The following is a 15,870-nucleotide window of genomic DNA, read 5'->3' on the forward strand; positions in this document are numbered from 1 at the left end:
TTCACCAGTGGGCCGAGCGCCACCGAAGAACGGCGCGCGCGTGTGGGTCGGGAGCGGTGCGGGACCGGAACGCGAGCGCCGTGTCGCCCGGCGGGAGCGTGAACAGTTCCTCGGGGTAGCTGCGGGCGGTGGCGGTGTCGTGCAGGTTCTCGGCGCCGTTCAGCACCACCGAAGAGGCGTAGGTGTCCACGGTCAGCTTGTCGCCCTCGTCGAGCTGCACCCCGTATTCGAGGACAACCCCGGTGGCCTCGTTGGTCAGTGACGGGGTGCCGACCGGGCCCCGGAACGTGATCACGGGATGAGTCGGTGCCCCGCCCCAGTTGCGCACGGTCAGGTTGCCGGTGCTCGCCGGTATCCCGCGCAGCAGGTCGCCCTCGTCGTCACGGTGCCAGTCGAGGCACGGCTCAGGCAGACCGGTCTCGGCGCACTGCTCGGCCGGTTCGTAGCGGCGCGGGTCGCTCGCCTCGAACTGGAGCGCCGCGCCGGTGATCGTGCCGACCGCGTACTCCTTGTCGACCGGGACCGCACGCTTTGTGATCCGGGCGAACGCGAGCAGCGGTCCGCGCTCGTCGGTGTGGATCAGCAGCGGCACCTCCTCGTCGACGAGACCCGTACCGGCGCTGAGCACGCGCATGGCCTCGCCGATCTCCTCGACCGGGGCCCGGATCACCATGTTCTCGAACGTGATCGTGCGCGGCTGCGCGAGCAGGGCGCCCGGGTAGGCGCCGTGCGCACCGGACCGGGCGACGGTGCCGGAGTCCAGGGCCGGGAGTTCTTCCCAACCGGTCAGTTTCTTCCACCTGTAGGGGGTGCCGGGGCCGAGCAGCAGAGAGCCGTACTGCACGGACCCCGGGCGGGTGGTCTGGGTGGTCACGGGCTATCCCCTTGCTTTCATCTGCCAGGCGAGCGCGGCGGCGGTCTGATCCGGCGAGGCGCCCGCGGTGTTCCAGTTCTCGATGTGCACCAGCGGCCCCGAACCGGCCCCGGCCGCGCCCATACCGGCCGCGCCGGCGAATGAGGGCACGGCGGGGGTGGGAACAAGGCGGCGCATGGTGCGGTCGACGGCGCCCTCACCGGACCGGATACCGGCGACGATGCCCGCGGGAATCCAGCGGCCGACGTCGCGCGCCATCAACCGGGAGGGCGAACCGATGTGAAGGGCCTTGCTGATCGGCCCCGGAATGACCTTCTTGGCCCATCCGGTGAGGGTCGATTTGATCGTGCCGCTCATGGACTGCACGCCGCGCAGCAGCCCGCGCGCGACGTCCTGCCCCTTGCCGTACAGGAGGTTGCCGAGGCTGCCGACCGCGGCGGCCATGCGGCCGGGCAGCCCGCGCAGCCACGCGAGGACCTGCTCGCCCACAGCGACCATGCCGGCCTTGAACCGGTTGAACGCGTTCGTAGCCGTCGCGTACAGCTTCGGTGCGAGGGAGGCGAGCGCGGCAACTGCCCGGCCGGGAAGGCTCGCGATCCAGCGCACGGCCCCGTCGATCCCGCCTTTCGCCCACGTGACCAGCCGGGCGAACAGCGATTGCAGGAACGCCCCGACCTTGGCGACGTGGGCCTGCACCTGCGTCCAGGCGGCGGAGAAGTCGCCTCGCAGCAGCGCAACGACGACGTTCAACGCCGGGACCACAACCCCTGTGAGCGTCTTGGAAAGCGCCGTTGCGAATACGGACGCGAGCTTGCCGAAGAGGGCAATCAGCGGCACCAAAACCGGCATCAGATCTTGCAGCAACTGCGTGTTGAGCTGCGCGATCTGAACAAGCAGAGGCGCAAGCGCGACCATGACCTGAGAGAACGCGAGCCCGAGCTCGGCAAGCGAGGGCGCGAGCGCAACGAGCAACTGCGACAGGACGGGCAGCAGCCCTTGAACCATGGTGAGAAGGACTTGCATCAACGGCTGCATGAGTACGGGAAGTTGAGCAAGGATCGGCGCAAGGGCGGTCATCAACACCTGTGCGAGCTGCTGCACGACCGGTGCGAGCATCGCGAACACCTGCCCAACCGCAGTCAGGACGGGTGTCAAGGCGGGCAGCAGCGCGGCGACGAGCTGCCCCACGATCGGCAGCAACGGCGCCACAGCCGAGACGAGTTGCCCGATGGCGCCGGCCGCCGCGGCGAGCACCGGGCCCAGGGCGGCGACGATGGGCTGCAACCCCGCGCCGAGCGCGGCGATCAACTGCTGCAACGGCGGCCCGAGCATCGCGAGCGCCGGACCCAACGCGCCGGCGAGCTGGGAGACGAGCGGCCCGAGCGCCCCCATGAGGGCGGACAGCACGGGCCCGCCTGCCTGCGCGAGCTGCGCGATCAACTGCCCCAGCGCAGGCAAGATGCCGGAGATCCCGGAGAACAGCGCCGAGAGCCCCGTAGCAGCGCCGGACGCCCCGGATTGCAGAGCAGTGAAGAACCCGGCCAACCCGTCGCCCATCGAGGCGAGACCGTCGGATATCGCCTCAATGACGGGGGTGGCCGCACTTACCGAGCTCGCCAGGGCGGGGGCGAGTTTTTCCACCATCGACAGCGCCCCGTCGGCGAGCGTGCCGATCTGCGGAGCGACCGCGGCGAACGCCTGCTTCAGGCTCGGCGCAATGGTCTTGAACGTGTCCCCGGCCTTGCCCGCGATCGAAACGAGCTGATCCTCGATCGGGCCGACCATGCCCTTTACCTGGCCGGTCACGTCCTCTTTGAGGCTGCCGAACGCGTCCTTCACTTCCTGCGACGAGGCCGCGGCCTTGATGCCGATCCCGGCGAACAGCGCCGGTATCGCAACGAGGGCACCACCGGCCGCAACAGCCCCGCCAGCAAGCGCGAGCGTCGACGCCTTGAGCACCCCCAACAGGGGGCCGAGGCCGGCGATACTCGCCCTGGCTCGCTCGGCGCCCCCGCCGATCCCCTCGCCGACCGCAACGCCCAGGGCTGCCGACTCGGCGACGAACTGGCCCCGCATGTCCCGCAGCCGGCCATCGGCCGACCGCTGCAACCCCTGTAGCGCGAGGTCGGCCTGCGCCACGCCCCGGCGAGCCCCGGACGAGTCAAGGTCGATAAATCCGACGAGCTCGCCGACAGTAAGCGCCATGGCGCAGACCACCCCGCATATTCAGTTGTGTATTCCGTTAGGTCCTGCTGTTGGTATTCGGTTGTTATTCAGTTATGGCGCACCGTTCCCTTATGCGGAGGGTGCGCCGGTCAGTGCCGCGATTTCACGAGGGTCCGTGACCTTGCGCGGCGTGCGAGCCCACGCGCGGGCGAATTGCGAATCGGAGGGAAGTCCCCCGACGAGGACGAGGAAACGCCGGGTGCTCAGGCGCGCGAGATCGTCGGCGCTCACCCCGTACTCGCGGGCGAGATCGGCCTCGACGGCACCCCAATGAATCAGGACCGCACGCCAGAACTCGGCGGCCTCGGGCCCGGTTTCGCCGCGGCCCGGCGCTGCTCCCGATTCGGCGACGAGGCTTTTCCCTCCTCGCCTGCTTCCTCCCGCTCGTCGTAGAGCCGCGCGGCCTCGGCCATACCGATGCTTCCCGGGGTTCGGCAGTTGGCCGCAGCCCACACCAGGACGATGCCGAGCTGCCGGTCGGTCATACCGGCCTCTGCCCACGCATCGAGTGCGTCCGGGCCGAACAGCGAGGCCAGCATGCGGCGAATGTCGTCCGGGTGGCTGCTGTCGCGTACGCGCTCCATCTGGAGCGTGAACAGCACCGGAAGCGAGGCCGGCAGCACGTACTCGACCCCGAACAGGCGCAGTACCGCACCCGTGCGCGCCTCGGCGTGCTCGCCAAAAAACTCGTCGAAATCGGCGGCCTCGACCTCGTCGACCGGGCCGAGCTGGTCCTCGCTCATGCGGCGACCTCCACGCACACCGGAGCCCAGTACGGGCGCGCGCACCGCGTGAATGTGGCCTGCCAACTCGTCTTGTCGTTGACCTCGCCGCCCTGCTCGTCCGGCGTGACGGTGGCCTCCCACACCGCCCAACGATCCTGCGAACGGTGGCGCCACCGAACGAGGTTGCGCGAGTCGATGCCGACCTGCGGAGTCCACACATGGTCGACGTACGCCTGCCCCGGCATCTGCTCCCCGGTACGCGGGTCGATGGCGTACTGCCCTTCCAGTTCGATCGTGGCACCGCGCTGCATCACGTCCTGCTCGTAATAGCCGCGGCTGTCGAAAGTCGTCGTATCGGCCGTTTCCTCGTTCTCACCCGGGTTGTGGGTGAAACTCGTCAGGTTCTCGATGGGCAGCCACGTCTCGCATTCCGCGGTGGCGTCGTTGACCTCGAATATCCAGTCGCGTGCGTCAATCGGTCGTCCCATGACGGGAACTCCCTTCGTTATGAGGGTCGGTGAAGAGTGGGGAATTCGATATCGAGCCGGAAATTCACGACGTGCTCGTGCCGGCCGTTCGCGTCGGTCCCCATCGGCGCGGGCGCGGCCTGTGCGACAGCGAGCACCAGCCACACACCGCCGGGCAGTTCGGTGCGGGTGAGCCCGTGCAGCGCGCCGTAAATCGCCTCGACTCGACGGCGGGAGAGACGCGGGTCGCTTGTGCCACGACACCGAACTTGAAGACTGCGCACGTCCCATCCCGAACGGGGATCCGTAGGGCCCGCCCCGTAAAGGGACAAGCAGACCGCCCGATGGGGATAGGGCGGCATGGTTTCGATGAAGGTGTCGCCCGTGGTGCCGGTCGGGTCGTACGCCAGTAGCCCGTGATCATGTAGATGCTGCGCGAGAGCGTGAAGCAGCACGGCACACTCCTAACTCGCTTGAGCCGGACGGGTGATGGGCGAACCCGAGATCAGCAAGAACCGTTTGCAGTCTCAAAGATTGGACGTTGGTGGCGCTGGAGGGTGCCCACACCTACCATGTCGATCTCAATGGACTAGACCACCCATTGGGGGAAATATGCGTAAACCCGCAGCCGCCATGATGGCGGCCCTTTCAGCCGCTTCAGTTCTCGCTCTCGGTATCGCTCCCGCGAATGCGTCCGACGACGTTCCGTCCGACTACTCCAATGAGCAACTTGCCGAGAATGTCGTCATCGAGGACGTTCCGGGGGATCCCGTTACTCAGGCCGACGAGGACGCACTGAAAGCGGCGATGATGGCGCGGAGTGCCTTCGGTAGCACGGCGATCGATCCATTCGCTCTCGATGTCTTTGGCGTCAGTGTCAACGTCCCCAAAGGCTGCTTCCTGAATCACAAGATCGAGGGTTCAGGGAAAAAAGTCGGCTATCAAATGGCCGGTGTTGACTGCGTCGGTCCCGCTGCCACGGTGACTCGCTTCTGCAACAGTCGACTTGAATTCCACTACGCCGACACATCCGGAAAAACCTACAAAATTGAGCGCGGGCCCGTGAACAAGTCATGTTCCACAGCGGGAGTGCCCACCTTCAAGATCGAACAGTTCCGTATCCTGCCCGAGTACGGTAAAACTTGCGCGCACCTTTACGTAAACGGCAAACGCAAAGCCGTGCAGTGCCACTTCATCACCAAGTGATTGCGACTGGGGACATGACTTACCGCTCTCGTAACTGGTGGATCGAGTGGGCAGTATTCCTGGCTGTCTCCGCCGCCACCACACTCGCGCTCATCGCGCTGTGGAGCATCATCCAGGACAGCAATGGGCCCATCAGCGGCCTGTACTTCATTGTTCCTGGCATACTCGCAGGAGTTCTCGCAGCACGCTGGTACAGGAGAAAACACGGCGGATAGCAAGGGCCAAGGGGGCGGGGCATCGCAGCTCTCCATCGTGACGCCCCGCCTAGCCAAGTCTCATACGAATCTGCGCAGCGATGATCTCAGCCACTGTCGCGGTGTTCTGATTCAGCGGATCTTCCAGGTACTTCGCCCTCCGGCCCGGATCGTGCCGGTAGTTCATCTCTTCATGCTGCCGCACCGCGTACGGGGTGTCATACGACACCGCAGCTCGCAGGTTCGCCTCGTCGACGGTGGCGACCCCGGAGCGTTCGAGCAGCCCCTCGTCGAGCGGGACCTGCGCGCGGGAACGGCCGAGGACGAACTCGCCCGCGAGCCGCAGCCCGCGCACCGCCCCCACCTGTGTGCCCCGCAGGATCGCACCGCCGTTGAAGCGGAGCCGCGAGCGCTGCGTCATTCACACATCACCTCCGTGCAGGCCGGGGCGGGCAGCCCCGGCGCCGTATGCGCGTGCACCTCTACGGCGGTGGTGGTGCGCCCGCCGGGCAGCGTGACGCGGCTGCCGGGCGGGCAGTTCAGATCCGGGCCGGCGATGACTTGCGCCGTGGCGGTCACCTCGCGGCCGTCCTTGTCGACGAGCTGCCGACGCACCGCGGCGACCAGGGCCGGTATCCCGCAGACCGTCGGCCCGAACTGCGGGCCGTACGCGGTGTCGCCGAGGTAGGGCTCGACGTCGATCCGGTGCCGCAGCAGCCACCCCGGGACCCGGGTCAGCACGATGTGACCGTGCCGGGCAGCAGTGCGGCCAGGCGCAGAAGCCGCACCGCGCGCGGGGCGACCTCAACCCCGTTGATCGCCTGCGGCTCGTTGGTGGGCTGCCGACCGGACAGGGAGACGGGGCCGATGCTGACCGAGTCCCACACTTCCCCGGTCACCGTGCCGTCCTCGCCGGTGGCGAGCATGTACTCGACCTGTGCGCACACCGCGCCGGCGAGGGCAGCGCGTATGCGCGCCTCGGCCGGATAGCCCATCTCGTCGACGTCGTAGACGGCGGTCATCACTGCGGTGTCGATGATCTCGGAGGCGCGCACGAGCAGGTCCTCGGCGTTGTTCGGAACGTTCGTCGCGATGAACGCGGCGAACTGGTCCCGGGTGGCGTAGACACGGCTCACTCGGCACCCCCTCTACCCGGGTTAGACCGTCCCCCAGAGCGGACCGCAGGGCGCTTGCCCGGCGGCCCGTCGAGGGCGGTCTGCTCACCGCTCGCGGGCGGGTCGGTGTCGAGCGCGGCCACGGTGAAGGCGTGGCGGCGGAAGTACAGCAGCGCCCCCGCCGCAGGCTCGTCGACCACGGCGCGGCCCGCGGTGAACGCGACGCCGGCGACGATGCCCTCGACCTGATCGGGCGCGGTGATCTCGTAGGGCACGCCGGTCACCTCACCTTGATGTTCCGCAGCACCGCGGCAGCCTTGGTTGCCTTGAGCACCACGGCGACGGGGCCGAGCTCGACCTCGCCGCGCTTGACCGCGTAGGCGGTGGTGAAGTCGGGCATCCACTGCTGCACGAGGTTCCCGGCGGTGGTGGTGACCCCGTGGAATCCGTCGAGGCCGAGCCGCACGGCGTACAGGTCGGAAAGGTGCTGCACGAGCGGGGCCTCGCCCTGCGCGATCTCGCGCTGCTCGATGGGGATCACGGGATCGTTGGTGCCGGCCTTGGCGCCGAGGTTGACCAGGGGGATACCGCGGTATCCCTCGATCTGGCGGCCGAACGCATCCTCGCTGTGCGTGTAGTAGCCGGCCCGGCGGGCGAGGGAGACCACGCGGCCGATGGTTTCCTCGTTGGCGAGCAGCGCGGACGGCGGACCGTCGAGCTTGCGCAGGAACGCGTCGAGGACGTCCAACGCGTCATTGGCCCGGCCGCGGTCATCGCCGATGGCCTCGCCCGTCCAGTCCTGCACGGTCTCGGCGCCTACCTCCGTCGTGCTGCCGGCGAGGGCGACGTCGAGACCGTCGAACCCGACCTCGCCGTTCGGGGTAGCCACGCTGCGGCCGTTGATGACCTGATCGGCGAAGAACGCGCGCGCGGCCTTGATGACCTGCTGCATTTGCAGCGTGACCTCGTTCGAGGCGGCCGGGCCGAGGTTCGCGAGGACGCGGTCGATTTCGAACGCGCCGCCGAGCGGGACGAGGTCGACGGAGTACCGGGCACGCTTGGCCTCGGCGACGTCGTACTCGGTGTTGTAGGGCCGGAACGCGGCGCCTCGTTCGGCGACGAGACGCGTGTAGCCGTAGGTGAGGGTGGCGCCCCCGCCGGCGGGGTTCACGGCCTGATCGAAGGTGAGGTTGTCGAGCAGCCACGACGACTTGCGGAACTCGTCGATGACGTTCAGGTCGATGTCGTCGAGGGTGTTGAGTTTGGCGTCGGCAAGGGTGATCGCCATGAGATCTCTCTCTGCAAAGTACGGGAGGAGGGGGAGGGGCGCGAGGTCCCCCGCGGCGGGCAAGCAGGGACGCTTGCCCGCCGCGGACCCTGCGCGGGCCGGTCAGTCCCGGACGGTGAACCCGTGGCGACGGCCCAGAGCCGTAAGGCTCTTCCTGCCCGGGATGCCGTCGGCGTCCTTGCCGCTGTAGCCAAGGGAGCGCTGCCACGCGGCGTAGGCGTCAACCGAGTTCGTGCCGAAATAGCCCTCGACGTACAAGTTGCCGAGCAGCCCCTCGGCGTGCAAAGCCTTCTCGACGATGAGGGCGCCGGTCGGGTAGTGGCCATCGTCGTCGTTCGCGTCCAGTCGCGCCGCCTTGATCAGCGCGCTCAGGTCGACCGATTCACGTTCCGCCATGACGGTTCTCCTTCACATGAAAAAGCGCCCCGTAGGGCGCGTTGCGGGGTGGTGGACTGCCGACGGGTCAGCCGCCGAGGCGGGCGGCGACGGCGTCGTGCAGGGTGACCGGGCGACGCTCGCCCGCCGGGGCGCCGTTGATCTCGGCGCCCCCGCGCGGCGGCGCGGTGGTTGCCCGGTACAGCTCGGGGTCGGCCTCGACCGCGGACGTGATCGCTGCGGCGAGCCGTTCGCCGAACTTCGCGTCGTCGGGGTCGAGGGCGGCGACCTGGTCCAGGAAGCTGCGGGAGTTGAGCAGCCGGTCGGCACGGGCCTCGTGCTCGCCCGCGGCCCGGTAGGCGGCGAGCTCCACGCGCGCCGTGCGCAGTTCGCCCGTGAGCGAGGCGAGCTGCGAATCGCGCTCGGCGACCTGCGCGGCCAGCGCGGCGGGGTCCGCCCCGCCGTCCTGGTCGTCCGGGTTGAGGGCGCGCTGCACGGCGTCGAGCGCGGTCTGCAACTGCTCGGCACGCTCGGCCTGTTCCCTCGCGCGCTGCTCGGCTGCGGCGAGCTGCTGCGCGTCAGCCTCCGGCGTGGTCGGTGCCGGGGCGGCCGGGTTCTCCGCATTTGGAACGGTGTCGGCGGAAGCTGGCTGCGCCTCGGGCCCGAGGGCCGAGGCAGGGTCGTCTTCGCCCGATCCTCCAAGGATCGGCCAGATCGGGCGACCGTCCCGGCGGCGGCCCACGGCCCGCAGGCCGGTGTTCGGGTGCACTGGAAGAGCATCGAAGCACATAAGAATTTCCTCTGCGGTCCTAGAATGTGCGAGGTCGCCAAACCTTCGACCTCGACCGTGATAGTCAGGGGCGGTGGTCGTTGCGTGCGACGAAGAATCCGGGCCATCTCGAAAGGGTTGCGATCATGACTGACGGGACGCTTATCGCCGTTTCGAGCATCTCGGCGGGTAGTGCGATTATCGGCGTGGTGGTCACCGAGGTATTCGAGCATCTGCGATCCAAACGGGGCGAGGAGGCCCAGAGGTCCGCTGAACGACAGGAACGCAAGCGGAGCGTCTACCTTGATTTATTGAGCGCCGTTCAAACCTACGAGTCGCGCAGGAACGAGGAATCTAGAGAGGCCCTTACCTATCAGATCGCAGCTTCGCAGCTCGTTGCTGATGAGGAGTTGCGTGCCGAGCTGCACAAGATCGAAAAAGGTCTGAGGGAGAGTGCATCCTTTACCTTCTGGGGCCCAAAGTTTGGAGAATTAACGGATTCTCTGACTAAAGACATTCAGAGATAATTGGATGCCTAACTCTGGTCCGCGCCCCGGCGTCCGGCGGTGTAGCCGCGCACCCACGCGGAGCGGCGCAAGTCGCTTGCCGGGTAGGGACATACGGTTACGGGCTGCCGACTGCGGCCGGCCTGCTGGCCTTGATTGATGGCGCGCACAATCTGCTCGCGTGCTCTCGCCACCGTGCGCCCCTCCATCACATTCGATTCTGCTGATCACTCAGGGCGCGCCGTGCGCGGTCGCCCTCGGCAGTGCGAATGCCGGTGAGCTGTTCAGTGTATTCCGCAAGAGTCAGCCGCGGCTCGACCTCGGCCCAATACCGCTTGAGCTCTTCAGACGCGCGCGCGTACGCGACGTGCGTGGGCCCCGAGAACAGGCTCTCGGGGTCGACGCCTTGCGCCTGCGCGCGGCGATTGAGGAGGTAGCCGCGGCAGTAGTCCTCGGCCGCGAGCCACTGCCGGTACACGTGCTCTCGGTACAGCTCGCGAATCTCCGCCCGCGTGTACGCGGCCTGTGCGGACTGCTGCGCCTCATCCCGCTCTGCGATCCAACGCTCGGTTGCGGTCATGCCCGCGTGCGGGTCCGGCGGCGGATCGGTGAGCGCCACGGCCCACACGGCGGCGTCCGGCGCGGGGGCGAGGACGTCGTCGAGCTGGGCAGCGTCGGCGAGCTGCCCCTCGGGCCCGGTAGCGTTGGCAGGCTCTGGCACCACCGTGGGGTATCGGCGGTCAAGCTCGGCGGCGATGCGCTCGGCCTCGGGCGGTTGCGCGTAGCGCAGGGCCCACCCGAGCACGTCGTCGCTGAACGACGCGAGATCGGACGCGAGTTGCCCGGCAGGGAAGAGCGCGACGAGGAGCTGTCGGCGGTTCGCCTCGGCGGCGAGGGCGGCGAACTCGGCCGCCTCGGTGGCCATCCGGACACGGGTGGCGAGCGCGGCCTCGGACAACCCGACGAGGTCGGGGCGGCCAGCGGGCAAGCGGGCGGCGACGTCGCGCCGGTCCATCTCCGCGGCCACCCGCAGGGCCTGCTCGTCGTCCAAGTGGCGCAGCACGCGGCCGAGCTCGCGATCCGAGAACACGCTCAGGTCCTCGGCGAGCTGCCCGTGCGGGCGGACACGGTCGAGCAGTACCTGCTCGTCGCGCCGGTCGAGCTCGCCTGCTGCACGCTCGTAGTCCCGCCCATCAAGCAAGCCGGTACCGACTGCGTCGGCGAGCTGCTGCTCGCTCATCTCCCCGGGTGTGTGCTCATCACCGGCGCGCAGCCGCGCAACCTCGACGGCCTCGGCCGGCGCCGGGGTGCGCTGCGGCGGAAGGTTCCCGGCGCCGATCTGCTCGCGCTCGGGTTTGCGGCGTAGCCCCGGGTGTTCGGCAAGGTGCCTGCGCATGGCCTTCTGCCAGTCGCGCATCTTGGCCTCGGCCGCCTTCCTCGCCTCGGGGGTCGGGGCGCCGGCCGCGCGCCGCTTGTACTTCCTGATGTTCCGCTCGATCGCGCGCTGCCTCTGCCCGGCCTCGTACCCCGTGCCGTCCGACCGCATCGGCGGCACGAGCGAGGACAGCCCCGGCACGTAACCCGACACCGAATGGCGGCAGTTGGGGTGTTGCAGTCCTGCGCGGCGCGCCTCGTCGAGGGTGCCCTGCACCACCACAGACAGCATCTTGCCGTCGATGGTGGCATGCTCGACCTCAACCGTACGGCGCCCGTCCGGCCCGTCAATGGCGAGCAGGCGGCCCTCCCACGGGCGGCACAGGGGGCACTCGCGTGGCGCGTCCGAGACGAGGACGAGGTCGATACCGACCTCGGTCAGGGTCCGGGTGTGCGCCTCGATGGCGGCGCGGGCGGTCGAGGTGCGCACGGCCATCTCAGCGTACGAGGTGAGCTGCCAGGAGCGTCCGGCCCGGTCAACGAAACTGCGGATGCCGCGGTCTGCGAAGTGCCGCATGGCGTCCTGCGTCGCCTGCCGACGCGTGGCCACACCGAGCAACGGCGTTGCGGACACCTGGGCAATCACCTTGCGGAACCCGTCCACGACCGCGCGCAGAATCCCACGGTGGGTGGCCGTGACGAGGTCGACGGTTTCCACGGCCAACCGGTCAACTGCCTGCGCGTTCGGGGCGATCTCGTCCACCAGGGCTCGCCCGCGGTCCGAAAGCGCGCCGAGCTCGGCGACCGCGGCACGGTGCCCGCGGTTGTACGCCTCGGCGACCACGTCGAACACCTCAAGCGACACTGCGCGGCCGAGCTCGTCGACAACGGCCTGCGCGGCGCGGCGTAGGGGCTGGATCGCGGTGAGCTTGAGCTGCGCCCACCCCGGAGCCTCGAACCCGTCCGCTAACTGCCGGGCGCAGAGCTGCAACAGCCGGTCCTCGGCATCGGCATACAGGCGGTAAGTACCGGCGGTCAGGTCCTCGACCATGTCGGGGGAAGCAGGCACTGGCCCCTCCGGAAAGTGAGGTGTAAGTCACAAGCGTCGTCGGTGGACGTTCGACAGGTGGGTGCTGAGCTGCAAGATTTCCGATTGGGTAACGGCGTTGTACTTGAGATCGAGAAACTACAAAAATTCTGCAAGCCACGTTCTGAAATTTTTGGAGTTTTCGTCTCGCCTACGATCCTTCGTATGGCTTTTCTTTGCTGGGCCCCGGTAGTTATTTCCATTGCGGTCACCGTGCTCTGTGCCCTTTTTGGAACCCAAGAGATCAGCTCCCGAGCCATGCGGGTGCTTCGCCTTATGAGCGGCCAGCCTGACGGCTCGCTGCCCCTGGCTGATCGCCCGGAACCTCCGCCGGGACGAGGCCGCCAATGATCGGGTCCGGCACGACGGAGCCGGTGTCCGCCCGGATGCGATCAACCTCGGCGAGCACCTGCTCGTCGCTCCAATCCGGGTGCAGCGCACGCACCTTGGTGTCGGTACTGGCTGCCTCGGCCTGCGCGAGCAGCGCGAGCGTCTGCGCGACGTTCTGCGGGTCCTCGCTCACGGCGTCCCCGAACTGCACATGTGGCCGCAGGTCGGTGCGCACAGTGGAGAATCCGAGGGTGCGGTCGAGCATGAGCAGCACATGCAGCATGTCGCCCAACGGGCCCCAATAGCGGGCCTTCTTGTCCCGGGTGATCATGCTGCGGCGCTCTCGGGCGGTGACCTCGGTTGCCGTGACGGCTGTTGCGTCGCCGAGGCCGAACGACTGGGCGGAATAGCCGGCGCCCTGCACGGCCTGCCGCACGATGGCCTCGGCGCTCTGCTGATGCTCGGCAACGCGGATCGCGAACTGAGACAGGGTGATCCCTGCGCCGTTCTCGGTGGGCGGGATGCTGAGCGTCTGCCAAATCTCGCGGTCATCGTCGAATGAGGCACCTTGCCCGGGGCCGTTCGCCCGCAGGTACCCGTCGGGCACGATCAGCCGGGCCCGCGCGAGGCGGATGTCGCGCAGCCACGACGTCCACACCTCGTCGAGCGCGTCGAACAGGTCGTGTTGCCCCTGGTAGTCGCTGCGCCCGTAGGGGCTGCCGCGATGGCGCCTGTTGGGCCGGATGTTGGGCACATAGGCGGCGGTCAGCAGCGGAACCCCGGTCTCGATGGCGTCGCCGGCCGGGCCGAGGGAGTCGGCGAGCTGCGCGACGTCGGGGTGCTCTGTCAGCGGTACGCGCACGCCGAGGCGGTCCGTGCTGCCCTGGTAGAGGGCGTGCAGGATGCGGCCCGGCTCGTGGCGCTCCAGGTGGCGCCACACGGTTGCCGTGTCGCTGCTCAGCTCGTGCCAGAACGTGACCGCGGTCAGGATGCCGAACCGGAACTCGGGCAGCGCGGCATCAGGATGAACGGCTGTCAGCAGCGGTCGGCGCACCAGCTCGGCATCCCAGGTGACCCGGAGAAACACCCCGCCCAGGGCGGCGGCGACCTCGGCGGCCTCAAGGAGCGTGTTCGCGACGGCGCCGGCCTCAGTCACCTCGTCGAGGCGGGTCTGCGTGGCGGTGTCGTCCACGGTGAATGTGGGCGGCTCACTGAACAACAGGTCGGCAGAGGTGGCTGCGATGTCCGCGGCGAGGGGGGCGTGCAGCCGGTGGTCGGGTCGCCCCGGTGCCTGCTCGCTACGCTGGCCCCACAGCCGGCGGCGTCCGTCACGGCGCTGATGCATGGAACGGTACAGCTCGGCTAGGCAGGCCCGGTTCCCGGAGTACCAGGCGTCGTCGAGACGCATCTCGCGGAGCACCACCGCCAACTGTGGCGGAGGCCAAGGAGAGTTGGCTTCGGGCCACATTCTCGGTTTCCTTCCCCTCGGTCTGGTCTGAGGCGCAGGCGTAGGGCAACCTGGCGCAGTGGATCAAGGACTTGCGGCAGTACTTGGAGCGGCGACGGGCGTGGTCGGTTCGGTGGGAGCGGCCGTGTTGACCTACATCGGCGTACGCCACCAAGTCCGAGCCACGGCGGAAGAGGAACGTAAGCAGGTGGTCAGATCCGAACGGGTCGACGCATATTCCGCCTTTGTGGCGGCTGCCATGGAAGCCATCGAAGCTGTGCACGTGCTGCGTGCGGTTGTTTCTTCCGAGCGAGATAATCCGACTCTCGGGGAAGACGGCGATATGCATGAAAGTGCCGCTCAACTACTTGTCGAACGGACGGACTTTGCGCAGAACTGCATTCGGGAAACTGCCAAGTGTCAGGCCAGGCTGTTGATTCTTGGTCCGCTTGAAGTAGTGGAGATCACGCATGACGTGCTAGGGAGTGCACGGAAGGCTTTCGAGATCGCCGCCGAAGAATTTGGTTTTCAAGACAGTGATGCTGGCAGGGATGTGCAATATGAAGAAAGCGTCGATTCTTTCGCGCGGGAATTTGGGAAGTTCTCCGCTGTAGCCTCTCAACTTGTCGGGGAGCTCAGGTAGGCGAAAGACGCAGCAAGCAATTGACGCCACTCCTGCGCGGTCGATTGCAGGACGTAGCGCAGAGCGTCGAGGCTGTGGTCATCCCGCTTGAGCGGCTTGTCCTCGCCCCTCTCGGATGCCTCGGACGACCACGCGTACGCGGGCAGCTCGTCGAGCAGGCCCGTGCACAGGCTGTGGATGCGCAGCAGGCCGGAGTCGAGGGCGGTCGAGGTGGTGCGGATGCCGTCGAGGACGTCGTTACGGGCCCGTGCGATGTTCGGGTGCCCGTCGCTCCACAACTGATTGAGAAAGCTCGCCGCGGACGGGTCTACGAACGTCCACTCGGGTACGACGTTGCGCTCGTCCAGCCACCTGCGGACGGCGGCGGAGTACTGCGCGTCGGTCATCTGCCGGTGCGCGCGGCGGGAGTCATGGCGCCACTCATCGACCACGTACAGCCGGTCATCGGTCCCGAGGCCGAGCAGCACCGCAGCGAACGGATTCGTCGTGCCATAGTCCACGCCAAGCCAGTGCCGGCGCATGGCTGGCAGGCTATCGACGACGTGCCGCTGCTCGTCGAACATGTCGTAGACGGCGCCCTCGGCAACCACCCACGCCCCATCGATCATCCGGCGGCGCCACAACCCGACGTACTCGGCAGCGAGCGCGGCCACGTAGGCCGGCGGCAGGCTCGGGTTGTCGTCAAGCTTGAAGTGCCATGAGACGAGGTCGAGTTCGGCCTCGCGGTCGAGGTAGCCCTGCTTGAGCCAATGCCGGGGGCTGTCGGGGTTCGTCGTCGCGAGCAGCCGCGCACCCGGCACGGACAGCCGGGCCAGAAGCTGAGTCCAGAAAGCCTCGGGGAGCAAGGTTGCTTCGTCGACGTAGGCGAGGCTCGCGGTCATGCCGCGCAGCCGGCCCTCGGCCCGCGCGTCGGCGGCGCCGATCAGGTGCACGGTCCGGCCGAGCACCGTTGCGACTGTCGCCCCGCGGGTGTGCCGGACCTGCGCGGCCACGGGCCCGAACAGCGCCGGGTCGGTGAGCGGTTCGAACACGTTCCGCTCGATGGTCTGCAAGCTGCGCCCCACCACCACGATCAGCCCCGATGAGGGCGCCTCGGCAATGGCGAGCAGCCACGCGAGCAGCGAGGCAATCGTCTTCCCGGACCGCACCGCCCCATGCCACAAATTGATGCGCGCACGGGCCTGCGCGACGCTGCGCAACTGCTTGCGCGACAGGGGCAGTGCGTCGAGGGCGAGCACGCGAGC

The 15,870-nt window shown here is 68.2% G+C and carries 19 protein-coding genes; 3 read left to right on the top strand and 16 right to left on the bottom strand.

Annotated features, from left to right (window positions below):
• Nucleotide 1: 1 nt before the first annotated feature.
• The 5 genes from HUT18_RS18290 to HUT18_RS18310 form a co-directional block, all read right to left on the bottom strand.
• Entirely contained in the window at nucleotides 2-874 is an 873-nt protein-coding gene (locus HUT18_RS18290) for a phage tail domain-containing protein (protein ID WP_176101698.1), read from the bottom strand.
• A gap of 3 nt (nucleotides 875-877) precedes the next feature.
• The gene (locus HUT18_RS18295; RefSeq protein WP_176101699.1) at nucleotides 878-3,079 is read right to left on the bottom strand and encodes a hypothetical protein; all 2,202 of its coding nucleotides are present in this window, start codon (nucleotides 3,077-3,079) and stop codon (nucleotides 878-880) included.
• A 296-nt stretch (nucleotides 3,080-3,375) separates the two neighbouring features.
• Entirely contained in the window at nucleotides 3,376-3,843 is a 468-nt protein-coding gene (locus tag HUT18_RS18300) for a hypothetical protein (RefSeq protein WP_176101700.1), read from the bottom strand.
• Nucleotides 3,840-4,313 carry a phage tail tube protein gene (locus HUT18_RS18305; RefSeq protein WP_176101701.1) on the bottom strand — a complete coding sequence of 158 codons (474 nt, stop codon included), beginning with the start codon at nucleotides 4,311-4,313 and terminating at the stop codon, nucleotides 3,840-3,842. Before HUT18_RS18305 ends, HUT18_RS18300 begins: the two co-directional genes overlap by 4 nt.
• A gap of 17 nt (nucleotides 4,314-4,330) precedes the next feature.
• A complete protein-coding gene (locus HUT18_RS18310; RefSeq protein ID WP_176101702.1) occupies nucleotides 4,331-4,747 on the bottom strand; it encodes a minor capsid protein in 417 nt (138 codons plus the stop codon).
• Between the two features lie 157 nt (nucleotides 4,748-4,904).
• On the opposite strand from HUT18_RS18310, the gene HUT18_RS18315 reads away from it, so the two are divergent.
• Nucleotides 4,905-5,498: a hypothetical protein gene (locus HUT18_RS18315; RefSeq protein WP_176101703.1), complete on the top strand. Its 594-nt coding sequence runs from the start codon at nucleotides 4,905-4,907 to the stop codon at nucleotides 5,496-5,498.
• Nucleotides 5,499-5,762: 264 nt separating this feature from the next.
• Here the strand turns inward: HUT18_RS18315 and HUT18_RS18320 are convergent, their stop codons facing one another.
• From HUT18_RS18320 to HUT18_RS18350, 7 genes are all read right to left on the bottom strand, one after another.
• Nucleotides 5,763-6,113, bottom strand: a complete 351-nt coding sequence (locus HUT18_RS18320; RefSeq protein ID WP_176101704.1) for a hypothetical protein — start codon at nucleotides 6,111-6,113, stop codon at nucleotides 5,763-5,765.
• A complete protein-coding gene (locus HUT18_RS18325) occupies nucleotides 6,110-6,433 on the bottom strand; it encodes a hypothetical protein (protein ID WP_254878681.1) in 324 nt (107 codons plus the stop codon). The genes HUT18_RS18320 and HUT18_RS18325 overlap by 4 nt, the downstream gene beginning before the upstream one ends.
• Nucleotides 6,427-6,828: a hypothetical protein gene (locus HUT18_RS18330; RefSeq protein WP_176101705.1), complete on the bottom strand. Its 402-nt coding sequence runs from the start codon at nucleotides 6,826-6,828 to the stop codon at nucleotides 6,427-6,429. The genes HUT18_RS18325 and HUT18_RS18330 overlap by 7 nt, the downstream gene beginning before the upstream one ends.
• Nucleotides 6,825-7,082, bottom strand: a complete 258-nt coding sequence (locus tag HUT18_RS18335; protein WP_176101706.1) for a hypothetical protein — start codon at nucleotides 7,080-7,082, stop codon at nucleotides 6,825-6,827. The genes HUT18_RS18330 and HUT18_RS18335 overlap by 4 nt, the downstream gene beginning before the upstream one ends.
• A gap of 5 nt (nucleotides 7,083-7,087) precedes the next feature.
• Entirely contained in the window at nucleotides 7,088-8,095 is a 1,008-nt protein-coding gene (locus tag HUT18_RS18340) for a major capsid protein (protein WP_176101707.1), read from the bottom strand.
• A 102-nt stretch (nucleotides 8,096-8,197) separates the two neighbouring features.
• A complete protein-coding gene (locus HUT18_RS18345; RefSeq protein ID WP_176101708.1) occupies nucleotides 8,198-8,491 on the bottom strand; it encodes a hypothetical protein in 294 nt (97 codons plus the stop codon).
• A gap of 67 nt (nucleotides 8,492-8,558) precedes the next feature.
• Entirely contained in the window at nucleotides 8,559-9,239 is a 681-nt protein-coding gene (locus HUT18_RS18350; protein WP_176101709.1) for a hypothetical protein, read from the bottom strand.
• A 146-nt stretch (nucleotides 9,240-9,385) separates the two neighbouring features.
• Here HUT18_RS18350 and HUT18_RS18355 point away from each other — a divergent pair, with 146 nt between their 5' ends.
• On the top strand, nucleotides 9,386-9,766 hold the full coding sequence (locus HUT18_RS18355) for a hypothetical protein (RefSeq protein ID WP_176101710.1): 381 nt from the start codon (nucleotides 9,386-9,388) through the stop codon (nucleotides 9,764-9,766).
• An 8-nt stretch (nucleotides 9,767-9,774) separates the two neighbouring features.
• Here the strand turns inward: HUT18_RS18355 and HUT18_RS34200 are convergent, their stop codons facing one another.
• From HUT18_RS34200 to HUT18_RS18365, 3 genes are all read right to left on the bottom strand, one after another.
• A complete protein-coding gene (locus HUT18_RS34200) occupies nucleotides 9,775-9,954 on the bottom strand; it encodes an Rmf/CrpP fold protein (protein ID WP_303246545.1) in 180 nt (59 codons plus the stop codon).
• A complete protein-coding gene (locus tag HUT18_RS18360; protein WP_176101711.1) occupies nucleotides 9,954-12,170 on the bottom strand; it encodes a phage minor capsid protein in 2,217 nt (738 codons plus the stop codon). Before HUT18_RS18360 ends, HUT18_RS34200 begins: the two co-directional genes overlap by 1 nt.
• A 310-nt stretch (nucleotides 12,171-12,480) precedes the next feature.
• On the bottom strand, nucleotides 12,481-13,944 hold the full coding sequence (locus HUT18_RS18365; RefSeq protein WP_176101712.1) for a phage portal protein: 1,464 nt from the start codon (nucleotides 13,942-13,944) through the stop codon (nucleotides 12,481-12,483).
• Between the two features lie 118 nt (nucleotides 13,945-14,062).
• Between HUT18_RS18365 and HUT18_RS18370 the strand changes: the two genes are divergently transcribed.
• Nucleotides 14,063-14,626 carry a hypothetical protein gene (locus tag HUT18_RS18370; protein WP_176101713.1) on the top strand — a complete coding sequence of 188 codons (564 nt, stop codon included), beginning with the start codon at nucleotides 14,063-14,065 and terminating at the stop codon, nucleotides 14,624-14,626.
• Here HUT18_RS18370 and HUT18_RS18375 read toward each other — a convergent pair.
• Nucleotides 14,602-15,864: a PBSX family phage terminase large subunit gene (locus HUT18_RS18375; RefSeq protein ID WP_176101714.1), complete on the bottom strand. Its 1,263-nt coding sequence runs from the start codon at nucleotides 15,862-15,864 to the stop codon at nucleotides 14,602-14,604. The genes HUT18_RS18370 and HUT18_RS18375 overlap by 25 nt on opposite strands.
• Nucleotides 15,865-15,870: the final 6 nt, after the last annotated feature.

This window comes from Streptomyces sp. NA04227, from assembly GCF_013364195.1.
Lineage (GTDB): Bacteria > Actinomycetota > Actinomycetes > Streptomycetales > Streptomycetaceae > Streptomyces.

What these genes read in the sequence shown, in the direction of transcription:
- HUT18_RS18360 (WP_176101711.1), bottom strand. Translation starts at nt 12,170, where the DNA reads ATGGTCGAGGACCTGACCGCCGGTACTTACCGCCTGTATGCCGATGCC.
- HUT18_RS18320 (WP_176101704.1), bottom strand. Translation starts at nt 6,113, where the DNA reads ATGACGCAGCGCTCGCGGCTCCGCTTCAACGGCGGTGCGATCCTGCGG.
- HUT18_RS18300 (WP_176101700.1), bottom strand. Translation starts at nt 3,843, where the DNA reads ATGAGCGAGGACCAGCTCGGCCCGGTCGACGAGGTCGAGGCCGCCGAT.
- HUT18_RS18345 (WP_176101708.1), bottom strand. Translation starts at nt 8,491, where the DNA reads ATGGCGGAACGTGAATCGGTCGACCTGAGCGCGCTGATCAAGGCGGCG.
- HUT18_RS18340 (WP_176101707.1), bottom strand. Translation starts at nt 8,095, where the DNA reads ATGGCGATCACCCTTGCCGACGCCAAACTCAACACCCTCGACGACATC.
- HUT18_RS18315 (WP_176101703.1), top strand. Translation starts at nt 4,905, where the DNA reads ATGCGTAAACCCGCAGCCGCCATGATGGCGGCCCTTTCAGCCGCTTCA.
- HUT18_RS18295 (WP_176101699.1), bottom strand. Translation starts at nt 3,079, where the DNA reads ATGGCGCTTACTGTCGGCGAGCTCGTCGGATTTATCGACCTTGACTCG.
- HUT18_RS34200 (WP_303246545.1), bottom strand. Translation starts at nt 9,954, where the DNA reads ATGGAGGGGCGCACGGTGGCGAGAGCACGCGAGCAGATTGTGCGCGCC.
- HUT18_RS18355 (WP_176101710.1), top strand. Translation starts at nt 9,386, where the DNA reads ATGACTGACGGGACGCTTATCGCCGTTTCGAGCATCTCGGCGGGTAGT.
- HUT18_RS18305 (WP_176101701.1), bottom strand. Translation starts at nt 4,313, where the DNA reads ATGGGACGACCGATTGACGCACGCGACTGGATATTCGAGGTCAACGAC.
- HUT18_RS18365 (WP_176101712.1), bottom strand. Translation starts at nt 13,944, where the DNA reads ATGCGTCTCGACGACGCCTGGTACTCCGGGAACCGGGCCTGCCTAGCC.